Annotated in this window: 16 protein-coding genes and 3 pseudogenes; 15 read left to right on the plus strand and 4 right to left on the minus strand. The window is 52.6% G+C overall.

Annotation, left to right across the window (positions count from 1 at the left end; all coding sequences use genetic code 11):
- Positions 1 to 9: 9 nt before the first annotated feature.
- The 3 genes and pseudogenes from SOPEG_RS30480 (at position 10) to SOPEG_RS00565 (ending at position 1465) form a co-directional block, all read left to right on the plus strand.
- Positions 10 to 297 (plus strand): hypothetical protein, encoded by a 288-nt coding sequence (locus tag SOPEG_RS30480; RefSeq protein ID WP_335334064.1) that lies wholly within the window; start codon positions 10 to 12, stop codon positions 295 to 297.
- Positions 298 to 308: 11 nt separating this feature from the next.
- A pseudogene (locus tag SOPEG_RS00560) lies at positions 309 to 1238 on the plus strand (AAA family ATPase).
- 11 nt (positions 1239 to 1249) lie between these two features.
- Complete coding sequence (locus SOPEG_RS00565; RefSeq protein ID WP_025243903.1) at positions 1250 to 1465, plus strand: hypothetical protein; 216 nt, start codon at positions 1250 to 1252, stop codon at positions 1463 to 1465.
- Here the strand turns inward: SOPEG_RS00565 and SOPEG_RS00570 are convergent.
- Positions 1458 to 2381 (minus strand): IS5-like element ISSoEn1 family transposase, encoded by a 924-nt coding sequence (locus SOPEG_RS00570; RefSeq protein ID WP_025243904.1) that lies wholly within the window; start codon positions 2379 to 2381, stop codon positions 1458 to 1460. The two genes, SOPEG_RS00565 and SOPEG_RS00570, sit on opposite strands and share 8 nt — an antisense overlap.
- Positions 2382 to 2469: 88 nt before the next feature.
- On the opposite strand from SOPEG_RS00570, the gene SOPEG_RS22335 reads away from it, so the two are divergent.
- The 12 genes and pseudogenes from SOPEG_RS22335 (at position 2470) to SOPEG_RS23705 (ending at position 11867) form a co-directional block, all read left to right on the plus strand.
- Entirely contained in the window at positions 2470 to 3072 is a 603-nt protein-coding gene (locus SOPEG_RS22335; RefSeq protein WP_071882103.1) for a site-specific integrase, read from the plus strand.
- A 93-nt stretch (positions 3073 to 3165) separates the two neighbouring features.
- Positions 3166 to 3729, plus strand: a complete 564-nt coding sequence (kdsC, locus tag SOPEG_RS00580) for a 3-deoxy-manno-octulosonate-8-phosphatase KdsC (protein ID WP_025243906.1) — start codon at positions 3166 to 3168, stop codon at positions 3727 to 3729.
- Entirely contained in the window at positions 3726 to 4304 is a 579-nt protein-coding gene (lptC, locus tag SOPEG_RS00585; protein ID WP_025243907.1) for an LPS export ABC transporter periplasmic protein LptC, read from the plus strand. Before kdsC ends, lptC begins: the two co-directional genes overlap by 4 nt.
- Positions 4273 to 4824, plus strand: coding sequence for a lipopolysaccharide ABC transporter substrate-binding protein LptA (gene lptA, locus SOPEG_RS00590; protein WP_025243908.1), 552 nt, complete (start codon positions 4273 to 4275; stop codon positions 4822 to 4824). The genes lptC and lptA overlap by 32 nt, the downstream gene beginning before the upstream one ends.
- 15 nt (positions 4825 to 4839) lie before the next feature.
- Positions 4840 to 5565, plus strand: a complete 726-nt coding sequence (gene lptB, locus SOPEG_RS00595) for an LPS export ABC transporter ATP-binding protein (RefSeq protein WP_025243909.1) — start codon at positions 4840 to 4842, stop codon at positions 5563 to 5565.
- Between the two features lie 47 nt (positions 5566 to 5612).
- A pseudogene (rpoN, locus tag SOPEG_RS00600) lies at positions 5613 to 7039 on the plus strand (RNA polymerase factor sigma-54).
- A gap of 23 nt (positions 7040 to 7062) precedes the next feature.
- A complete protein-coding gene (gene hpf, locus SOPEG_RS00605; protein WP_025243910.1) occupies positions 7063 to 7350 on the plus strand; it encodes a ribosome hibernation promoting factor in 288 nt (95 codons plus the stop codon).
- 105 nt (positions 7351 to 7455) lie between these two features.
- The gene (ptsN, locus tag SOPEG_RS00610) at positions 7456 to 7935 is read left to right on the plus strand and encodes a PTS IIA-like nitrogen regulatory protein PtsN (protein ID WP_025243911.1); all 480 of its coding nucleotides are present in this window, start codon (positions 7456 to 7458) and stop codon (positions 7933 to 7935) included.
- A 93-nt stretch (positions 7936 to 8028) separates the two neighbouring features.
- Positions 8029 to 8901: an RNase adapter RapZ gene (rapZ, locus tag SOPEG_RS00615; protein WP_025243912.1), complete on the plus strand. Its 873-nt coding sequence runs from the start codon at positions 8029 to 8031 to the stop codon at positions 8899 to 8901.
- Positions 8880 to 9152 (plus strand): PTS phosphocarrier protein NPr, encoded by a 273-nt coding sequence (gene npr / locus SOPEG_RS00620; protein WP_025243913.1) that lies wholly within the window; start codon positions 8880 to 8882, stop codon positions 9150 to 9152. Before rapZ ends, npr begins: the two co-directional genes overlap by 22 nt.
- A 591-nt stretch (positions 9153 to 9743) precedes the next feature.
- Positions 9744 to 10325, plus strand: coding sequence for an Ail/Lom family outer membrane beta-barrel protein (locus SOPEG_RS00625; protein WP_335334104.1), 582 nt, complete (start codon positions 9744 to 9746; stop codon positions 10323 to 10325).
- Between the two features lie 344 nt (positions 10326 to 10669).
- Positions 10670 to 11867 (plus strand): annotated as a pseudogene (locus SOPEG_RS23705) (IS256 family transposase).
- Positions 11868 to 11877: 10 nt separating this feature from the next.
- Here the strand turns inward: SOPEG_RS23705 and SOPEG_RS00640 are convergent.
- The 3 genes from SOPEG_RS00640 to SOPEG_RS23710 form a co-directional block, all read right to left on the minus strand.
- On the minus strand, positions 11878 to 12345 hold the full coding sequence (locus tag SOPEG_RS00640) for a hypothetical protein (RefSeq protein ID WP_025243917.1): 468 nt from the start codon (positions 12343 to 12345) through the stop codon (positions 11878 to 11880).
- 191 nt (positions 12346 to 12536) lie between these two features.
- Complete coding sequence (locus SOPEG_RS00645; protein WP_025243918.1) at positions 12537 to 13328, minus strand: phage integrase; 792 nt, start codon at positions 13326 to 13328, stop codon at positions 12537 to 12539.
- 304 nt (positions 13329 to 13632) lie between these two features.
- Entirely contained in the window at positions 13633 to 13929 is a 297-nt protein-coding gene (locus SOPEG_RS23710; RefSeq protein WP_071882104.1) for a helix-turn-helix domain-containing protein, read from the minus strand.
- Between the last annotated feature and the right edge of the window lie 10 nt (positions 13930 to 13939).

A 13939-nucleotide genomic window follows, 5' to 3' on the forward strand; every position in this document is an offset into this window, starting at 1 on the left:
ATTCGCCAGATGGACGGCGCCTATCTCTGCACTGCGCTCTGGAATGGCAATACCGCCTCGCCGGTGCCGGTCTCCAGAGTGGAAAAAGCGCTGGAAGCGCGCGCCAAGCGTCGCATTAAGCTGGCTGAAAGCAAGATTCAGGATGCGAAAGACGAATTACGCCCGGTGATTGACGCGCCCAGGGAAAGCGATTACAGCCTGCTGGTACCCAAGGCAGCGGAACCCGAAAAAGAGAAGGTGTATTTATTTGAATCTGAATATGAGCACGATATCAAGCAGGTCGGTAATAACCGCTAAGGATATATTGTATGACAACGCGAGAACGTATTTTCCAGCTGATGGAGCGGTCAGGTTACACCCAGCGCAAGGTGGCCGATAAAACCGGATTAAGCGGCGCGACCATTTCACAATATTTAAAGGGGGTCTACAACGGCAATATTGATAACGTCGAGGGCACACTGCGGGATTTTCTTGACCGCGAGACAGAGCACGCCCACCGGCGGGACATCAAGGTGCATTTTGTGCCGACCCATCTGGCCAGGGTGGCGCTGGACCTGATTGGTGCCACGCACGACTTCGGCGATATCGGCGTGATATACGGCCCGGCTGGCATGGGAAAAAGCATGGTGCTGAAGGAGTATGTGCGCGCCAACAGCGCCAATAAAGGCGTCATCCTGATTGAAGCCGACCCCGGCTATACCGCCAAGGTGTTATTGTAGGCGCTGTGCGCCCGGCTGGGTCTGCGCAAAACCGGCAATATTCATGAGCTGGTCGAGGAATGTGTGCAGGGGCTGCGCGACAAAAACTGGCTGGTCCTGGTTGATGAGGCCGAGCTGCTGCCCTACCGGGCGCTTGAGGTCCTGCGCCGCATTCACGACCGTTCCGGGGTGGCCATTGTCCTAGCTGGGATGCCGCGCCTGCTGCTCAATCTGAAAGGCTCACGCGGGGAATACGCCCAGCTCTATAGCCGGGTGGGCATGGCGTTAGACCTGGAATCTCGTAAGAAAGACAGTGAAGCCGAGGATTTCCGCGCCATTCTGGGCAGCCTGCTCTCGAACGGTGAGGCCACGGGCGAGCCGCTTGCGCCAGAGATTGCCGCCGCCTTTCGCAAGCATTCACGGGGCAATTATCGCCGCTTGTTTAAACTGGCGCGCGGGGTGGCCCGGACAAGCGCTATCGGCAATCAGGGGATGTCCGTGACATTAATCGACCGCTATGCGGAAATGCTAATTCATTGAAGGAGGAAAGTATGTCAGTCCATCATAAAGCGGCATCGACCAACACTTATCTTATCGCCGCGATGACGCAGGCAGGAGCCGTTATTCATTATTTGACGATAAGAGGCGTGAGCGTAAAAAGCGTGATATTGCATAATTGCAAATCCGTTATCCGTATTGAACACGCTTTGTTGAATAAATCCGAAATTTTTGACGACTTCCTCCCTATCAGGGCGATTGTTACATGATGCGGACGCTGTTTGGCATTCCTAACAACGTGATCCGGTTAAGCGCTTTGACCATTGCCATAGCCTCACCTACCTGCGCGTCATAGTCATGCAGACTCAGATGACCACCCAGAAGTATTTTAAACCGGAACATGGCCGTTTCAGCCAGTGAACGCCGGTGATAACCTACTTTCTTTTTCCAGGTATCGTTATTGCCGCTCAGATGCTGATTTGCCACCGCATGGTTACGCTCATGGTATCGAGCTGGCCAATATTGCGCACCACTTCGCGGTGGGATAAGCGGCTTTATTTTTTTCCTCAGCAGAGCATCATGACAGTAACGCGTATCGTAAGCACTGTCAGCCGACGCTTCCCTGATTTTCCGGTGGGTTTGGTTAATCAGCCCGGGCAGCGCCTGCGCATCTGTCGTACCGCTTAGCGATAAATCGGCACAGATAATTTCATGTGTCGCGCTATCTACTGCCAGATGAAGCTTGCGCCATACTCTGCGCCTCTCAGCCCCATGCTGCCTGACTTTCCATTCGCCTTCGCCGAAGATTTTCAGGCCGGTGCCATCGATGACCAGGTGTGAGATTTCGCCGCGGGTTGGCGTTTTTATGCTGATGTCGACGGTTTTTGCTCGCCGGCTGACCAGAGAGTAATCTGGGCAGCGCAACGACAGCCCCATCAGTTTAAAAATCGCGTCAACGAAACCCTGTAACGCCCGGAGCGAAAGGTTAAACACGCGCTTTATCATCAGAACCGTGGTAATGGCCATATCGGTGTAGTGAAGCGGCCGGCCACGATGTTCAGGTGGTGTACTCTCAGTCCATGCAGCAATGGCTGACTCATCAAGCCATACTGTCATGTCCCCCCGCTGCCTGAGCGCATTGTTGTATGCGGGCCAGTTGGTGATTTTAAACTTTTGCTTTGCCATGGGGACCTGATGTGGAAACGAATGTAGTGATCAGAGCCGCCAGTCACCTAAAAGTTCGATTTATTCAACAAAGCCGGTTTACACTGGCTTGCGCCCCGGAGAACTAGCCGCATTATCTTGGAGAGATATAGATTTTAATCGAAAAGAAATGACAATATCGCGCGCATTATCCGACAGAATATTTAAACTACCAAAAACAAACAAGCCACGTACAATTATATTATCTCCACCCGCAATTGAGGCCCTGAAATGTCAGCAAAAGCACACCGCAATGCTACAGGACATTGATGTAATAATTTACTGTACAAAAAAAGAAAAGCGACATGAAAAAATACGTCCAGTTTTTGCTCCATCCACAACAGCATCATCAGATAATCATGGCAAATTCTTTATGGCAAGTTCATTGCTAAATTTATGGGAGAAAGCAGTAAGGCGCTCTGGGATACGATATCGTCCGATTTACCAACTCAGGCACACGTTCGCTTGCTGGAATCTGACCGCTCACGGTAATGTTGCCTTTATCGCTAAGCAGATGGGGCATGCTGATTATACTATGTTAGTAAATGTCTATGGCCGTTGGATGGATAGTGAGAGTCATACCGAAAATGATAAGATATGGGAATCGCTCGCAGCAAAAGGGCATCAGGAGGCGCTAAAATGGTCCCAAAAATGTCCCAAGAAAATCGGGTAATCTCGTAAAATTATGTATTATATATAAAAAATCATGCCTAGTGCACATGCATGATATGCTACGCGCCGGCGTGATATAACAAGGAACACCTTCATGCAACAGACCCCCACCGTCGAGACGTGTTATGGACCGGTCGCGCAGCAGGTGCTGCAACGGGCCCGCCATATTCGTCTACTGATTTGCGATGTGGATGGCGTGATGTCCGACGGCCTGATTTATATGGGCAATCACGGTGAAGAACTCAAAGCGTTCAATGTCCGCGACGGCTACGGCATTCGTTGCCTGCTGACATCGGGCATTGAGGTCGCTATTATTACCGGCCGCTTCGCCAGGCTGCTGGAGGACCGCTGCGCCACGCTTGGCATTACGTACCTTTACCAGGGGCAGTCGGATAAGACTTTGGCCTTTAAAGCGCTTCTGAGTAAACTGACATTAACGGCGGAACAGGTCGCCTACGTGGGCGATGACCTGATTGATGCTCCGGTCATGGACCAGGTTGGCCTGAGCGTGGCGGTGGCGGATGCGCACCCGTTATTGCGGCCCAGGGCCGATTACGTTACCCGCATCGCCGGCGGTCGCGGCGCCGTGCGGGAAGTCTGCGACCTGCTGCTGCTGGCGCAGAGAAAGCTGGAGGATGCCAAAGGGCAGTCGGTATGAACAAGAATTTGCGTTGGACCACGGCGCTGCTGGGATTATTGGTACTGGTGCTTATTGGCTGGAATCTGGCGGATACCGACTCGGCGCCCGCCCAGGCGCCGGTCAATACCGGCGAGCCAATCTATCAGAGCGAATATACCACCACGGTGGTGTATAACCCGGCGGGGGGGCTTAACTATAAGCTGGTGGCCGATCACGTGAATCACTACGCCGAGCAACAGATAACCTGGTTTACTCGGCCGGTCGCCACCACGTTCGATGAGGACAAAGTGCCGACCTGGACGGTAAAGGCTGATAAGGCCAAGCTGACCCAAGACAGGATGCTTTATCTGTATGGCCATGTTCAGGTGGATAGCCTGACCGACGCTTCGCAGCTTAAACGCATTACAACAGATAACGCGGTGGTTAACCTGGTCACGCAGGACGTCTCCTCGGATGATGAGGTAACCTTATATGGTACCGGCTTTAACTCCACCGGCATGAAGATGCGCGGCAATCTGCGCAACAAGACCGCCGAGTTGATTGAAAAGGTTAAGACCTCTTATGAAATCCAGAATTCACAACGTACGCCCTAGCCTGCTTCTGGCCGGCGGCTTAATGCTGGCCAGCGCGCAGGCGCTGGCGCTCACCAGCGACAACCAGCAGCCGATTCATCTCGACTCCGCGCAGCAGGCGGTGGATATGGCGACCAACACCGTGACCCTAACCGGTGATGTTGTGGTCAAGCGTGGTTCCATCGATATTCGTGCCGATAAGGTGGTCATCACCCGTCCCGACGGTAAGGACGGTAACGAAGTGGTGGAAGGCTTCGGTAATCCGGTGACCTTCTATCAGTTGCAGGACGACGGCAAGCCGGTCCGCGGTCATTCGCAGAAAATGCGCTATGAGACCGCTAATGATCTGGTGATCCTGACCGGCAATGCCTATCTGGAGCAGTTGGACAGCAACGTCAAGGGCGATCGTATTACCTATCTGGTCAAGAAACAGCAGATGGAGGCGTTCAGCGACAAAGGCAAACGGGTCACCACCGTACTGGCGCCGGCGCAGTTGCAGGATAAAAGCGGCGCTAAAGCGCCGGCGAAATCGGCCAAATAAACGGGTATAGGATGTATGGCAACATTAATCGCAGAAAATTTGGCTAAAGCCTATAAAGGGCGACGCGTGGTGGAAGACGTCAGCCTTAAGGTAAGCTCTGGCGAAATTGTGGGATTGTTGGGGCCAAACGGGGCGGGCAAAACCACCACGTTTTATATGGTGGTGGGCATTATTCCCCGTGACGCCGGCCGCATTGTGATCGACGAAGACGATATCAGCCTTCTGCCGCTGCATACCCGCGCCCGGCGCGGTATCGGCTATCTGCCGCAGGAAGCCTCGATCTTCCGTCGTCTGAGCGTGTTCGACAATCTGATGGCGGTGCTGCAAATCCGCCAGGATCTGACCAGCGAACAGCGCAACGACCGCACGAAAGAGCTGATGGAGGAGTTTCATATCAGCCACCTGCGCGACAACCTAGGCCAGTCGCTATCCGGCGGTGAACGACGCCGGGTGGAGATCGCGCGCGCGCTGGCCGCCAATCCTAAATTCATCCTGCTTGACGAACCTTTTGCCGGCGTCGATCCGATTTCGGTCATCGACATCAAAAAAATCATTGAACATTTGCGCGACAGCGGCCTTGGCGTGCTGATTACCGACCACAACGTGCGTGAAACCCTCGACGTGTGCGAACGGGCCTATATCGTCAGCCAGGGTAAGCTTATCGCCCACGGCTCCCCCGCCGACATCCTGCTCGACGAACAGGTCAAGCGGGTTTATCTGGGCGAAGAGTTCCGCCTCTGATAAGGTGACGTTACCGCCGTGGTTCGTGAGGATAGTTGACGCATTATATGAAGCAAGGTTTACAACTCAGGCTGAGTCAGCAGTTAGCCATGACCCCGCAGTTGCAACAGGCCATTCGTCTGTTGCAATTGTCCACGCTTGAACTCCAGCAGGAAATTCAGACGGCGCTGGAAAGTAACCCCTTGCTTGAGCAGGCCGATTTGCATGACGAGGTGGAGGCGCACGATGCGCCCGACAGTGAATCGCTGGACACCCGCGAGGCGATGGAACAAAAGGACATGCCGGAAGAGCTGCCGCTGGACGCCACCTGGGACGAAATGTACTCCGCCGGCACGCCATCCGGCACCGATTACCGCGACGAAGAATTACCCGTCTATCAGGGCGAAACCACCCAGACCCTACAGGATTACCTGATGTGGCAGGTGGAGCTCACCCCTTTCTCCGATACCGATAAAGCCATCGCCACCTCGATAGTCGACGCCGTGGACGACACCGGTTATTTGACGGTGCCGCTGGACGATATTCTCGACAGCATCGGCGGCGAAAACGTGACCCTCGACGAAGTAGAAGCGGTGCTAAAACGTATCCAGCGCTTTGATCCGATCGGCGTGGCGGCGCGGGATTTGCGCGATTGCCTGCTGATTCAGCTCTCGCAGTTTCCGGTCGATTTGCCCTATCTCAACGAAGCGAGGCTCATCGTCAGCGATTATCTTAATCTGCTGGGCAGCCATGATTTCCGCACTCTGCTGCGTTCGACTAAGCTGAAAGAAGAGGTGCTGAAACCCGCGATGGGGCTGATACAGTCGCTGGATCCGCGTCCAGGGCAGTCCATCAATACCGGCGAGTCGCACTATGTCATTCCTGACGTGCTGGTGCGCAAACTGCAAAACCGCTGGGTGGTGGAACTTAATACCGACAGTATCCCGGCCCTGCGCATCAATCAGCAGTACGCGGCGTTGGGTAGCTGCACCCGCAATGATTCGGACGGTCAGTTCATCCGCAGCCATTTGCAAGAGGCGCGCTGGCTGATTAAAAGCCTGGAAAGCCGCAATGAAACGCTGCTGAAGGTGACGCGCTGTATTGTCGAACGGCAGAAGGCGTTTTTTGAACAAGGGGAAGAGTTTATGCGGCCGATGGTGCTGGCGGACATTGCCCTGGCGGTAGATATGCACGAGTCCACGATCTCGCGCGTCACCACCAGAAATATCTGCACAGCCCGCGCGGCATCTTTGAATTGAAATATTTTTTCTCAAGCCACGTCAATACCGAAGGGGGAGACGAAGCGTCCTCAACGGCTATTTGTGCGCTGGTGAAAAAACTCATCGCCGCGGAAAACCCGGCGAAGCCGTTTAGCGACAGTAAGCTCACCGACCTACTTTCCGAGCAGGGTATCATGGTGGCGCGGCGTACCGTAGCAAAGTACCGAGAGTCTTTATCCATCCCGCCGTCGAACCAGCGAAAACAATTGGTTTGACCTCTACAGAGAAGGAAGACACTATGCAGCTGAACATTACCGGACAGCATGTTGACATCACCGACGCCTTACGAGAATTTGTTACCACCAAATTCTCAAAGCTGGAACAGTTCTTCGATCGCATCAATCAGGTTTATATTGTCCTGAAGGTGGAGAAAGTTCAGAAGATTGCCGAAGCGAAGGTGCATCTCAACGGTGGTGAGCTGCACGCGACTGCGGAAGCGGATGATATGTACGCCGCCATCGATCTATTGATCGATAAACTCACGCGGCAGTTGAACAAGCATAAAGAGAAGCTGAAACAATATTAATTTAACCGTAGCCGACAACGCTACCTAAACCTCACATCGGCTCGTTATCCCTACGGTAACGGGCCGATGAGTCTTAAAGGTTAACCAGCGCCTAAGTGACCCGAAATGACTAACGATACAGCAATGCAAATTGATTCAGTGTTAAACATTGAATGTACCCGCAGCGACATCCACTGCCAGAGCAAGAAAAGAGCGCTGGAAATTATCAGCGAACTGGCGGCGAAGCAGCTCAACCTGGCGCCGCAAGTGGTGTTTGACGCCGTATTGACGCGTGAACGCATGGGCAGCACCGGTATCGGTAATGGCATCGCCATTCCGCACGGTAAGCTGGAAGAGGACACGCTGCGCGCGGTCGGGGTTTTTATCCGGCTTGAACAGCCTATCGCTTTTGACGCCATCGATAATCAGCCCGTGGACCTGCTGTTCGCGCTGCTGGTGCCGGCGGAGCAGTGCAAGGTCCATTTGCACACCCTGTCGCTGGTCGCCAAGCGGCTGGCGGACAAAACCGTTTGTCGCCGCTTGCGCGCCGCGCAAAGCGACGAGGAGCTGTATCAGATTATGACCGAGACGGATGACGGCGACTGATGTCGCGGCGCCGTCCCGAACGCGGGATGGAATGGGCGAGGCATGGCCGCATCGCCAGGGGATGAGATAAGTAAGGCAAAGGGGTGTAACGTCATGGTGCTGATGATAGTCAGCGGTCGTTCCGGCTCAGGTAAATCCGTTGCGCTGCGCGCGCTGGAGGACATGGGTTTTTATTGCGTCGATAATCTGCCGGTGGTGCTGCTGCCGCAGCTTGCCAGTACGCTGGCGGCGAGCAATATCTCCGCCGCGGTGAGTATCGATGTGCGCAATATGCCCGAATCGCCGGAAATTTTTGAGCAGGCCATGGATAACCTGCCGCAGGCCTTTTCCCCGCAGCTCCTGTTTCTGGACGCCGATCGCAACACGCTCATCCGTCGCTATAGCGACACCCGCCGGCTGCACCCGCTCTCCGCCCGGAACCTGTCGCTGGAAAGCGCCATCGATGAAGAGGATTCGCTGCTTGAGCCGCTGCGCTCGTGCGCCGATCTGGTGATCGACACCTCCGAGATGTCGGTGCATGAGCTGGCCGAAATGCTGCGCACCCGCCTGTTGGGCAAGCGCGAGCGGGAGCTGACCATGGTGTTTGAATCCTTCGGCTACAAGCACGGCATCCCCATCGACGCCGACTATGTGTTCGACGTGCGCTTTCTGCCCAATCCCCACTGGGATCCCAAGCTCAGGCCGATGACCGGTCTGGATCGCCCCGTAGCGGCGTTTTTAGATCGCCATACTGAAGTGCATAATTTCATCTATCAGACCCGCAGCTATCTGGAGCTGTGGCTGCCGATGCTCGAAACCAACAACCGCAGTTATCTCACGGTGGCGATAGGCTGTACCGGCGGCAAGCACCGTTCGGTCTATATCGCTGAACAGCTGGCGGACTATTTCCGTTCTCGCGGCAAGAATGTCCAGTCCCGCCACCGCACTCTGGAAAAACGCAAATCATGGCGGTCAAACAAACGGTAGAGATAAAAAACCACCTGGGGATGCACGCCCGGCCGGCAATGAAGCTGTTTGAATTGGTACAGAGTTTTGATGCCGAAGTGCTGTTGCGCAACGACAGCGGCACCGAAGCGGAAGCCAGCAGCGTTATCGGTTTGCTAATGCTCGATTCCGCCAAAGGGCGGATGATCGAAGTCGAGGCCACCGGGCCTGACGAGGTGCAGGCGCTGGCGGCGGTGATCGAGCTGTTTAATACCGGGTTTGACGAAGATTGACCCCAACCCCGTTCGCCACCCGTTCCCTGCCCCCTCTGCGGTCCAAGCCTGTCACGGGCGACGCTCTCGCCGCGTGTAGCTTCCCCGTCTTGCATCGGCATTTAACGCCGACAAACCTTTGCCCGCTTAGAACGTAGCCGGCGGTCGACGCCGCCGGGTGGTTTCGATGGGCATCCGGTCGGGCTATCCGCGCCCAGGTGCAGGCAAATGTGATCTTCCGAGCTATGGCCGCCCCATCACCGAAGTGCGTGCCATTACGATTGGGGAATGGATTCAAGTTAAGCGTAAAGTCCAGGTCCAAATCCAAGTCTTATATTTAGTTTAAGTTTGCATTCTAGTCACTGTTTTAATATTGATTTTTAATCGCCATCTTCAATAATCAATCTACTTTGAAAAATAAGTCTCCCTTGAGCATTAAGCTGCCTCGTTTTTATTTCTTGACCACCGGCAGTCAGGGTCGTAATTTAACCGACATTCATATCAAGAACGTAAAATCAATAAGCCACGTACGTCGCGGCCGTTTGCGCGCGGACAATTAAAAAGGGAATCATTAATAAAAGGATTTATTTATGATAACCGCTGTTTTTTATCATCGCTTTTGGTATTGCCTTATCGCAACCCGTCCCTGCCTTGGCCGAGTTCCACAGCCTTAGCGCCAGTTACCTTCACAACTTTATCAAAATTAAAACCGGCGGCACGGAAGCCGACGCCGGCGCCTTGGACGGCATCAACGTTAAATATCGCTATGAATGGGGCGGCCCGCTCAGTTTTATCGGCTCGCTGAGCTATATGACCGCCAATGCCTACAGCCGCCAGGTTTCTGAAAATAGTTTTCAGGAGGATGCTCGATATCGCTATAGCGCGGTTTCATTGAAAGCAGGGCCTGCCTGGCGTTTCAATGAATACGTCTCTCTTTATGGCATTATCGGCGTGAACTACGATGATTATTCATTACACGCCAGCAAAACCGCTATAAAGGCAGGCACATCGACCGCTACGCAGCATTACCGAGATCAACGACAGAAAGCCGCCCTCGCCTATGGCGCAGGCGTGCAAATCAACCCGGTCCAAAACATGGTAGTAGACCTAGGCTATGAAGCCAGCCGCTTCGACCATCGTGGTTTAACCTTTACCCGAAACGCGCTGCTTTTCGGCGTCGGCTACCGTTTCTGAGCGCTGAGCCGGCGCGCAGGACGGTGGTCTTCCTCTTCCTTCGCCGTTTGAGACGTTTTGCCCGCGGTGCCTTGGTGTCTGTCGAGAAGGCAGGCGCGCTAAGGTGGTTCTAAGGCTAGAGCGAGGCTAATGAGGCTGGTGGGCTAGTGAGGCCTGCGAGGCCAGTAAAGCCAATAAAGCTAGGCTGTGTCTCTCAAATGATTAAGGCAGAACACCTGCCTAAGTTAAGGAATAAATATCGTTATGGCATTTAATGATCTGCCCGATGCAGAGAGCCTGTTTAGAAATTTGTGTATTTGCCTGATTTTGATATGTTCAATCCAACATCAAAAACAGGTTAATTTATGGACGAAAAACAGTTGCAGGCTCTGGCTAACGAACTGGCCAAAAATCTCAAAACCCCTGAAGATCTCAGTCACTTCGATCGGCTGCTGAAAAAAATCAGCGTTGAAGCAGCTCTCAATGCCGAAATGACCCATCACCTCGGCTACGATAAAAATCAGCCTAAACCGGGGACCAACGCCCGCAACGGCTATTCCACAAAAACCGTTATCACTGGCGATGGCCCGCTGGCGCTGCGTACTCCGCGCGATCGTGACGGTTCCTTTAAACCGCAACTGGTGAAGAAGAACCAGACCCGGATTACCGGGATGGATAACCAGATTTTATCATTGTACGCCAAAGGGATGACCACCCGCGAGATCGCCGCCGCGTTTAAAGAGCTGTATGACGCCGATGTCTCGCCGGCGCTGGTCTCAAAGGTCACCGATGCGGTCATGGAGCAGGTTGTCGAATGGTAAAACCGGCCTCTGGATGCAGTCTATCCCATTGTTTATCTTGACAGTATCGTTCTAAAAGTCCGGCAGGACAGCCGCATTATCAACAAATCTGTGCTCCTGGCGCTGGGCATCAACATCGAAGGCCAGAAAGAGTTGCTAGGTATGTGGCGGGCCGAAAATGAAGGCGCAAAGTTCTGGCTGAACGTGCTGACAGAACTGAAAAACCGCGGCCTGAACGATATCCTTATCGCCTGCGTAGACGGGCTGAAAGGTTTCCCTGACGCTATTAACGCGGTGTATCCGGAGGCGCGGCTCCACTGTGTATCGTGCATATGGTGCGCAACAGCCTGCGGTTCGTCTCCTGGAAGGACTACAAGGCCGTCACCCGCGTATCTATCAGGCCCCTACGGAAGAAGCCGGCTTGCAGGCGCTAGAAGCGTTCTCCAGTGCCTGGGACATCCGCTACCCGCAAATAAGTCGAAGCTGGCAGGCAAACTGGGCCAATCTGGCCACGTTCTTTGCCTACCCAACGGACATCCGCAAGGTGATCTACACGACCAACGCCATCGAGTCGTTAAACAGCGTGATCCGGCATGCCATCAAAAAGCGCAAGGTGTTCCCGACCGACGACGCAGTGAAAAAGGTGGTGTGGCTGGCGATACAGGCGGCCTCACAGAACTGGACAATGCCTTTGAGGGACTGGCGCATGGCAATGAGCCGCTTTATTATCGAGTTCGGTGACCACCTGGACGGTCACTTCTGAGAAAAGGCATTTACACAGAATCCGGTACGGGCTCGGTCAGACCATGCAAGGAGAAAAAGATGATTTCCCATTCCTTTTGCGTAAAACGCTCACCCGGGTCAAACGTCGCCGGCCGTGGTGCTTCCCCGTCCACGCATTCCAGCGTCGAGCCAAACTTGAACGGGCGTGCATGGCAGATGGTTCCGATGCACTCGAATTCCACCTCCTCTGACGGGTCGTCAACGCAGTCGAATTGCGGGTAGAAATCGAATTGATAGGGTTGCAGCGTCTGCTCTGGGCCATAGGGCTGGACATTCTGCACCGAGAAGTAACTTTTACCCTCTCTCGCTTTTTTCTCCTGCGCCAGAAACAGCTCAAGTGCCAAAGGCGAATCAATCAATGCCTTCATCTCCGGGTTGAAATACGGCATGCCGCTCTTACCCGTTACCGCGCAGGGTGTGGTCAGATTCAGGCAGGTGTAGGCCATGAGTTGGTTCATGCTGCACCCCCGGTTTGTACGTGAGAGGCTTTTGCCTCTCAACGATTATGTTTAAAATCAATAAATTGCTTTTATTACAATGCGTTTGTCTATGATTGAAGCCAATCTAAATCCAACAAAACCGATTCGTTTGGGCCATTTTGTGGACGTTTTTTTACGCTCACGACAGCTATTTTTATTGTGATTTGTTATCATGTTAGTTTCATCAGTGGGTTAAATTTTACTGCGTCGTTTAGATAAATAGGGGCAAAATGAGCATATACCATGGTTTGTTCTATTTGGCCGTGACCTAGGATTTTCTGTAGCGCCAAGATGTTACCTCCGTTCATCATAAAGTGACTGGCGAATGTATGTCGAAGTACGTGAGTCCCTTGGCCATCAGGCAGATGCGGGGCAACATCTTTTATGGTTCTGCGTACTTCTTGGTAGTTTGCGTTTGGGAACAGGACATGTCTGCGATCTTTTGTAATTTCTTTTGCCATTTCTGGAGATATTGGTACTGTGAGATTATTCCCATTCTTAGTGCGGATAAATGTAACTTTTTCGTGGATTACACGATCTGCGGTCATTGACGCAGACTCGCTCCAGCCTGCCCCCGTAGCGAGGTATAGCTTTGTGACCCGTTGATTATCTCCTTCAAGACGAGATAACAGATCTGCAATTTCATTTAGGTGCAAAAATCCCATTTCTTTTTTAACTAGCTTGATTTTTTTCATTCCAGCCAGTGGATTTTCACAGTGGTAATGCCCCAGACTAATGAGAGTTGAGAAAACATTGCCAAGAAATTCTTGCTCTATGTTAATCGTTTTTGGCTTTATCCCTTGCTCTAACCTCAGTGCTCGATAGTCAGAGAAAGTAGCAGGACTAATCTTATCTGCCGTAGGGTTCTTCATTCTTTGATCTAGCGCAATAAGTTTTCGATGCAGTCGAGGGCCATTTCTGAGTAACTGTCCTTTGTGCTTCCACCATAATTTAATTAACACTGATAATGGCCGCCGATCTGTGGGTTTATCTAGCCAATCCTTGTTATTCAGTGTTGCAATGGCCCAACGTTCATATTGTTGAGCCTATGCCTTAGTAGAAAATTTTTTGCGAATACGCTTTCCAGTACGTCCTTGAGGGCGAACATCAACCAGCCGTCGGTTCCTAGTGATTTAATGCTCATTCTTCCTACTTTTAAAAAAGTTTCTTCTCATTTTGTTATTGATCATTAGTCATTATCTAACCAATGTGTTTTTTCGCTACATATACCGCCGCTAGACCATTTTTCCATGATTTTCAAAGCAATCAGCCAGCCTTTTGGATTTTTTGGGGGCTGCATGTGCTGGTGTACCCATCAGGGGAGAGAGACGGGGATATCTGCCCGGATTCTGGTACAACTTGGTTGGTCATAAGCCATAATGCATATTTTGAAAACCGTGGATGTTGTGTGAATTTGGTCAAGGTATCGCTTCCTACATTTGCGATGCGACCGGTTTCGTAGCGCTTCATTGTAGGGACTGGTATCCCTGTAATTTCAGCAAGTTCTTCTCTTGTTAGCCCTTCGGCTTCACGTATATCTCTCAATTTTTTTCCTATGAGCATTGGCAAGGTT

This window comes from Candidatus Sodalis pierantonius str. SOPE (assembly GCF_000517405.1).
Lineage (GTDB): Bacteria > Pseudomonadota > Gammaproteobacteria > Enterobacterales > Enterobacteriaceae > Sodalis_C > Sodalis_C pierantonii.

Excerpts from the sequence above, each read along its gene's own strand:
- SOPEG_RS00565 (WP_025243903.1), top strand. The coding sequence starts at position 1,250 with ATGTCAGTCCATCATAAAGCGGCATCGACCAACACTTATCTTATCGCC.
- npr (WP_025243913.1), top strand. The coding sequence starts at position 8,880 with ATGGCGGTCAAACAAACGGTAGAGATAAAAAACCACCTGGGGATGCAC.
- lptB (WP_025243909.1), top strand. The coding sequence starts at position 4,840 with ATGGCAACATTAATCGCAGAAAATTTGGCTAAAGCCTATAAAGGGCGA.
- SOPEG_RS23710 (WP_071882104.1), bottom strand. The coding sequence starts at position 13,929 with ATGCTCATAGGAAAAAAATTGAGAGATATACGTGAAGCCGAAGGGCTA.
- SOPEG_RS00570 (WP_025243904.1), bottom strand. The coding sequence starts at position 2,381 with ATGGCAAAGCAAAAGTTTAAAATCACCAACTGGCCCGCATACAACAAT.
- SOPEG_RS00640 (WP_025243917.1), bottom strand. The coding sequence starts at position 12,345 with ATGAACCAACTCATGGCCTACACCTGCCTGAATCTGACCACACCCTGC.
- lptC (WP_025243907.1), top strand. The coding sequence starts at position 3,726 with ATGAACAAGAATTTGCGTTGGACCACGGCGCTGCTGGGATTATTGGTA.
- kdsC (WP_025243906.1), top strand. The coding sequence starts at position 3,166 with ATGCAACAGACCCCCACCGTCGAGACGTGTTATGGACCGGTCGCGCAG.
- lptA (WP_025243908.1), top strand. The coding sequence starts at position 4,273 with ATGAAATCCAGAATTCACAACGTACGCCCTAGCCTGCTTCTGGCCGGC.
- SOPEG_RS30480 (WP_335334064.1), top strand. The coding sequence starts at position 10 with ATGGACGGCGCCTATCTCTGCACTGCGCTCTGGAATGGCAATACCGCC.
- rapZ (WP_025243912.1), top strand. The coding sequence starts at position 8,029 with ATGGTGCTGATGATAGTCAGCGGTCGTTCCGGCTCAGGTAAATCCGTT.
- ptsN (WP_025243911.1), top strand. The coding sequence starts at position 7,456 with ATGACTAACGATACAGCAATGCAAATTGATTCAGTGTTAAACATTGAA.
- hpf (WP_025243910.1), top strand. The coding sequence starts at position 7,063 with ATGCAGCTGAACATTACCGGACAGCATGTTGACATCACCGACGCCTTA.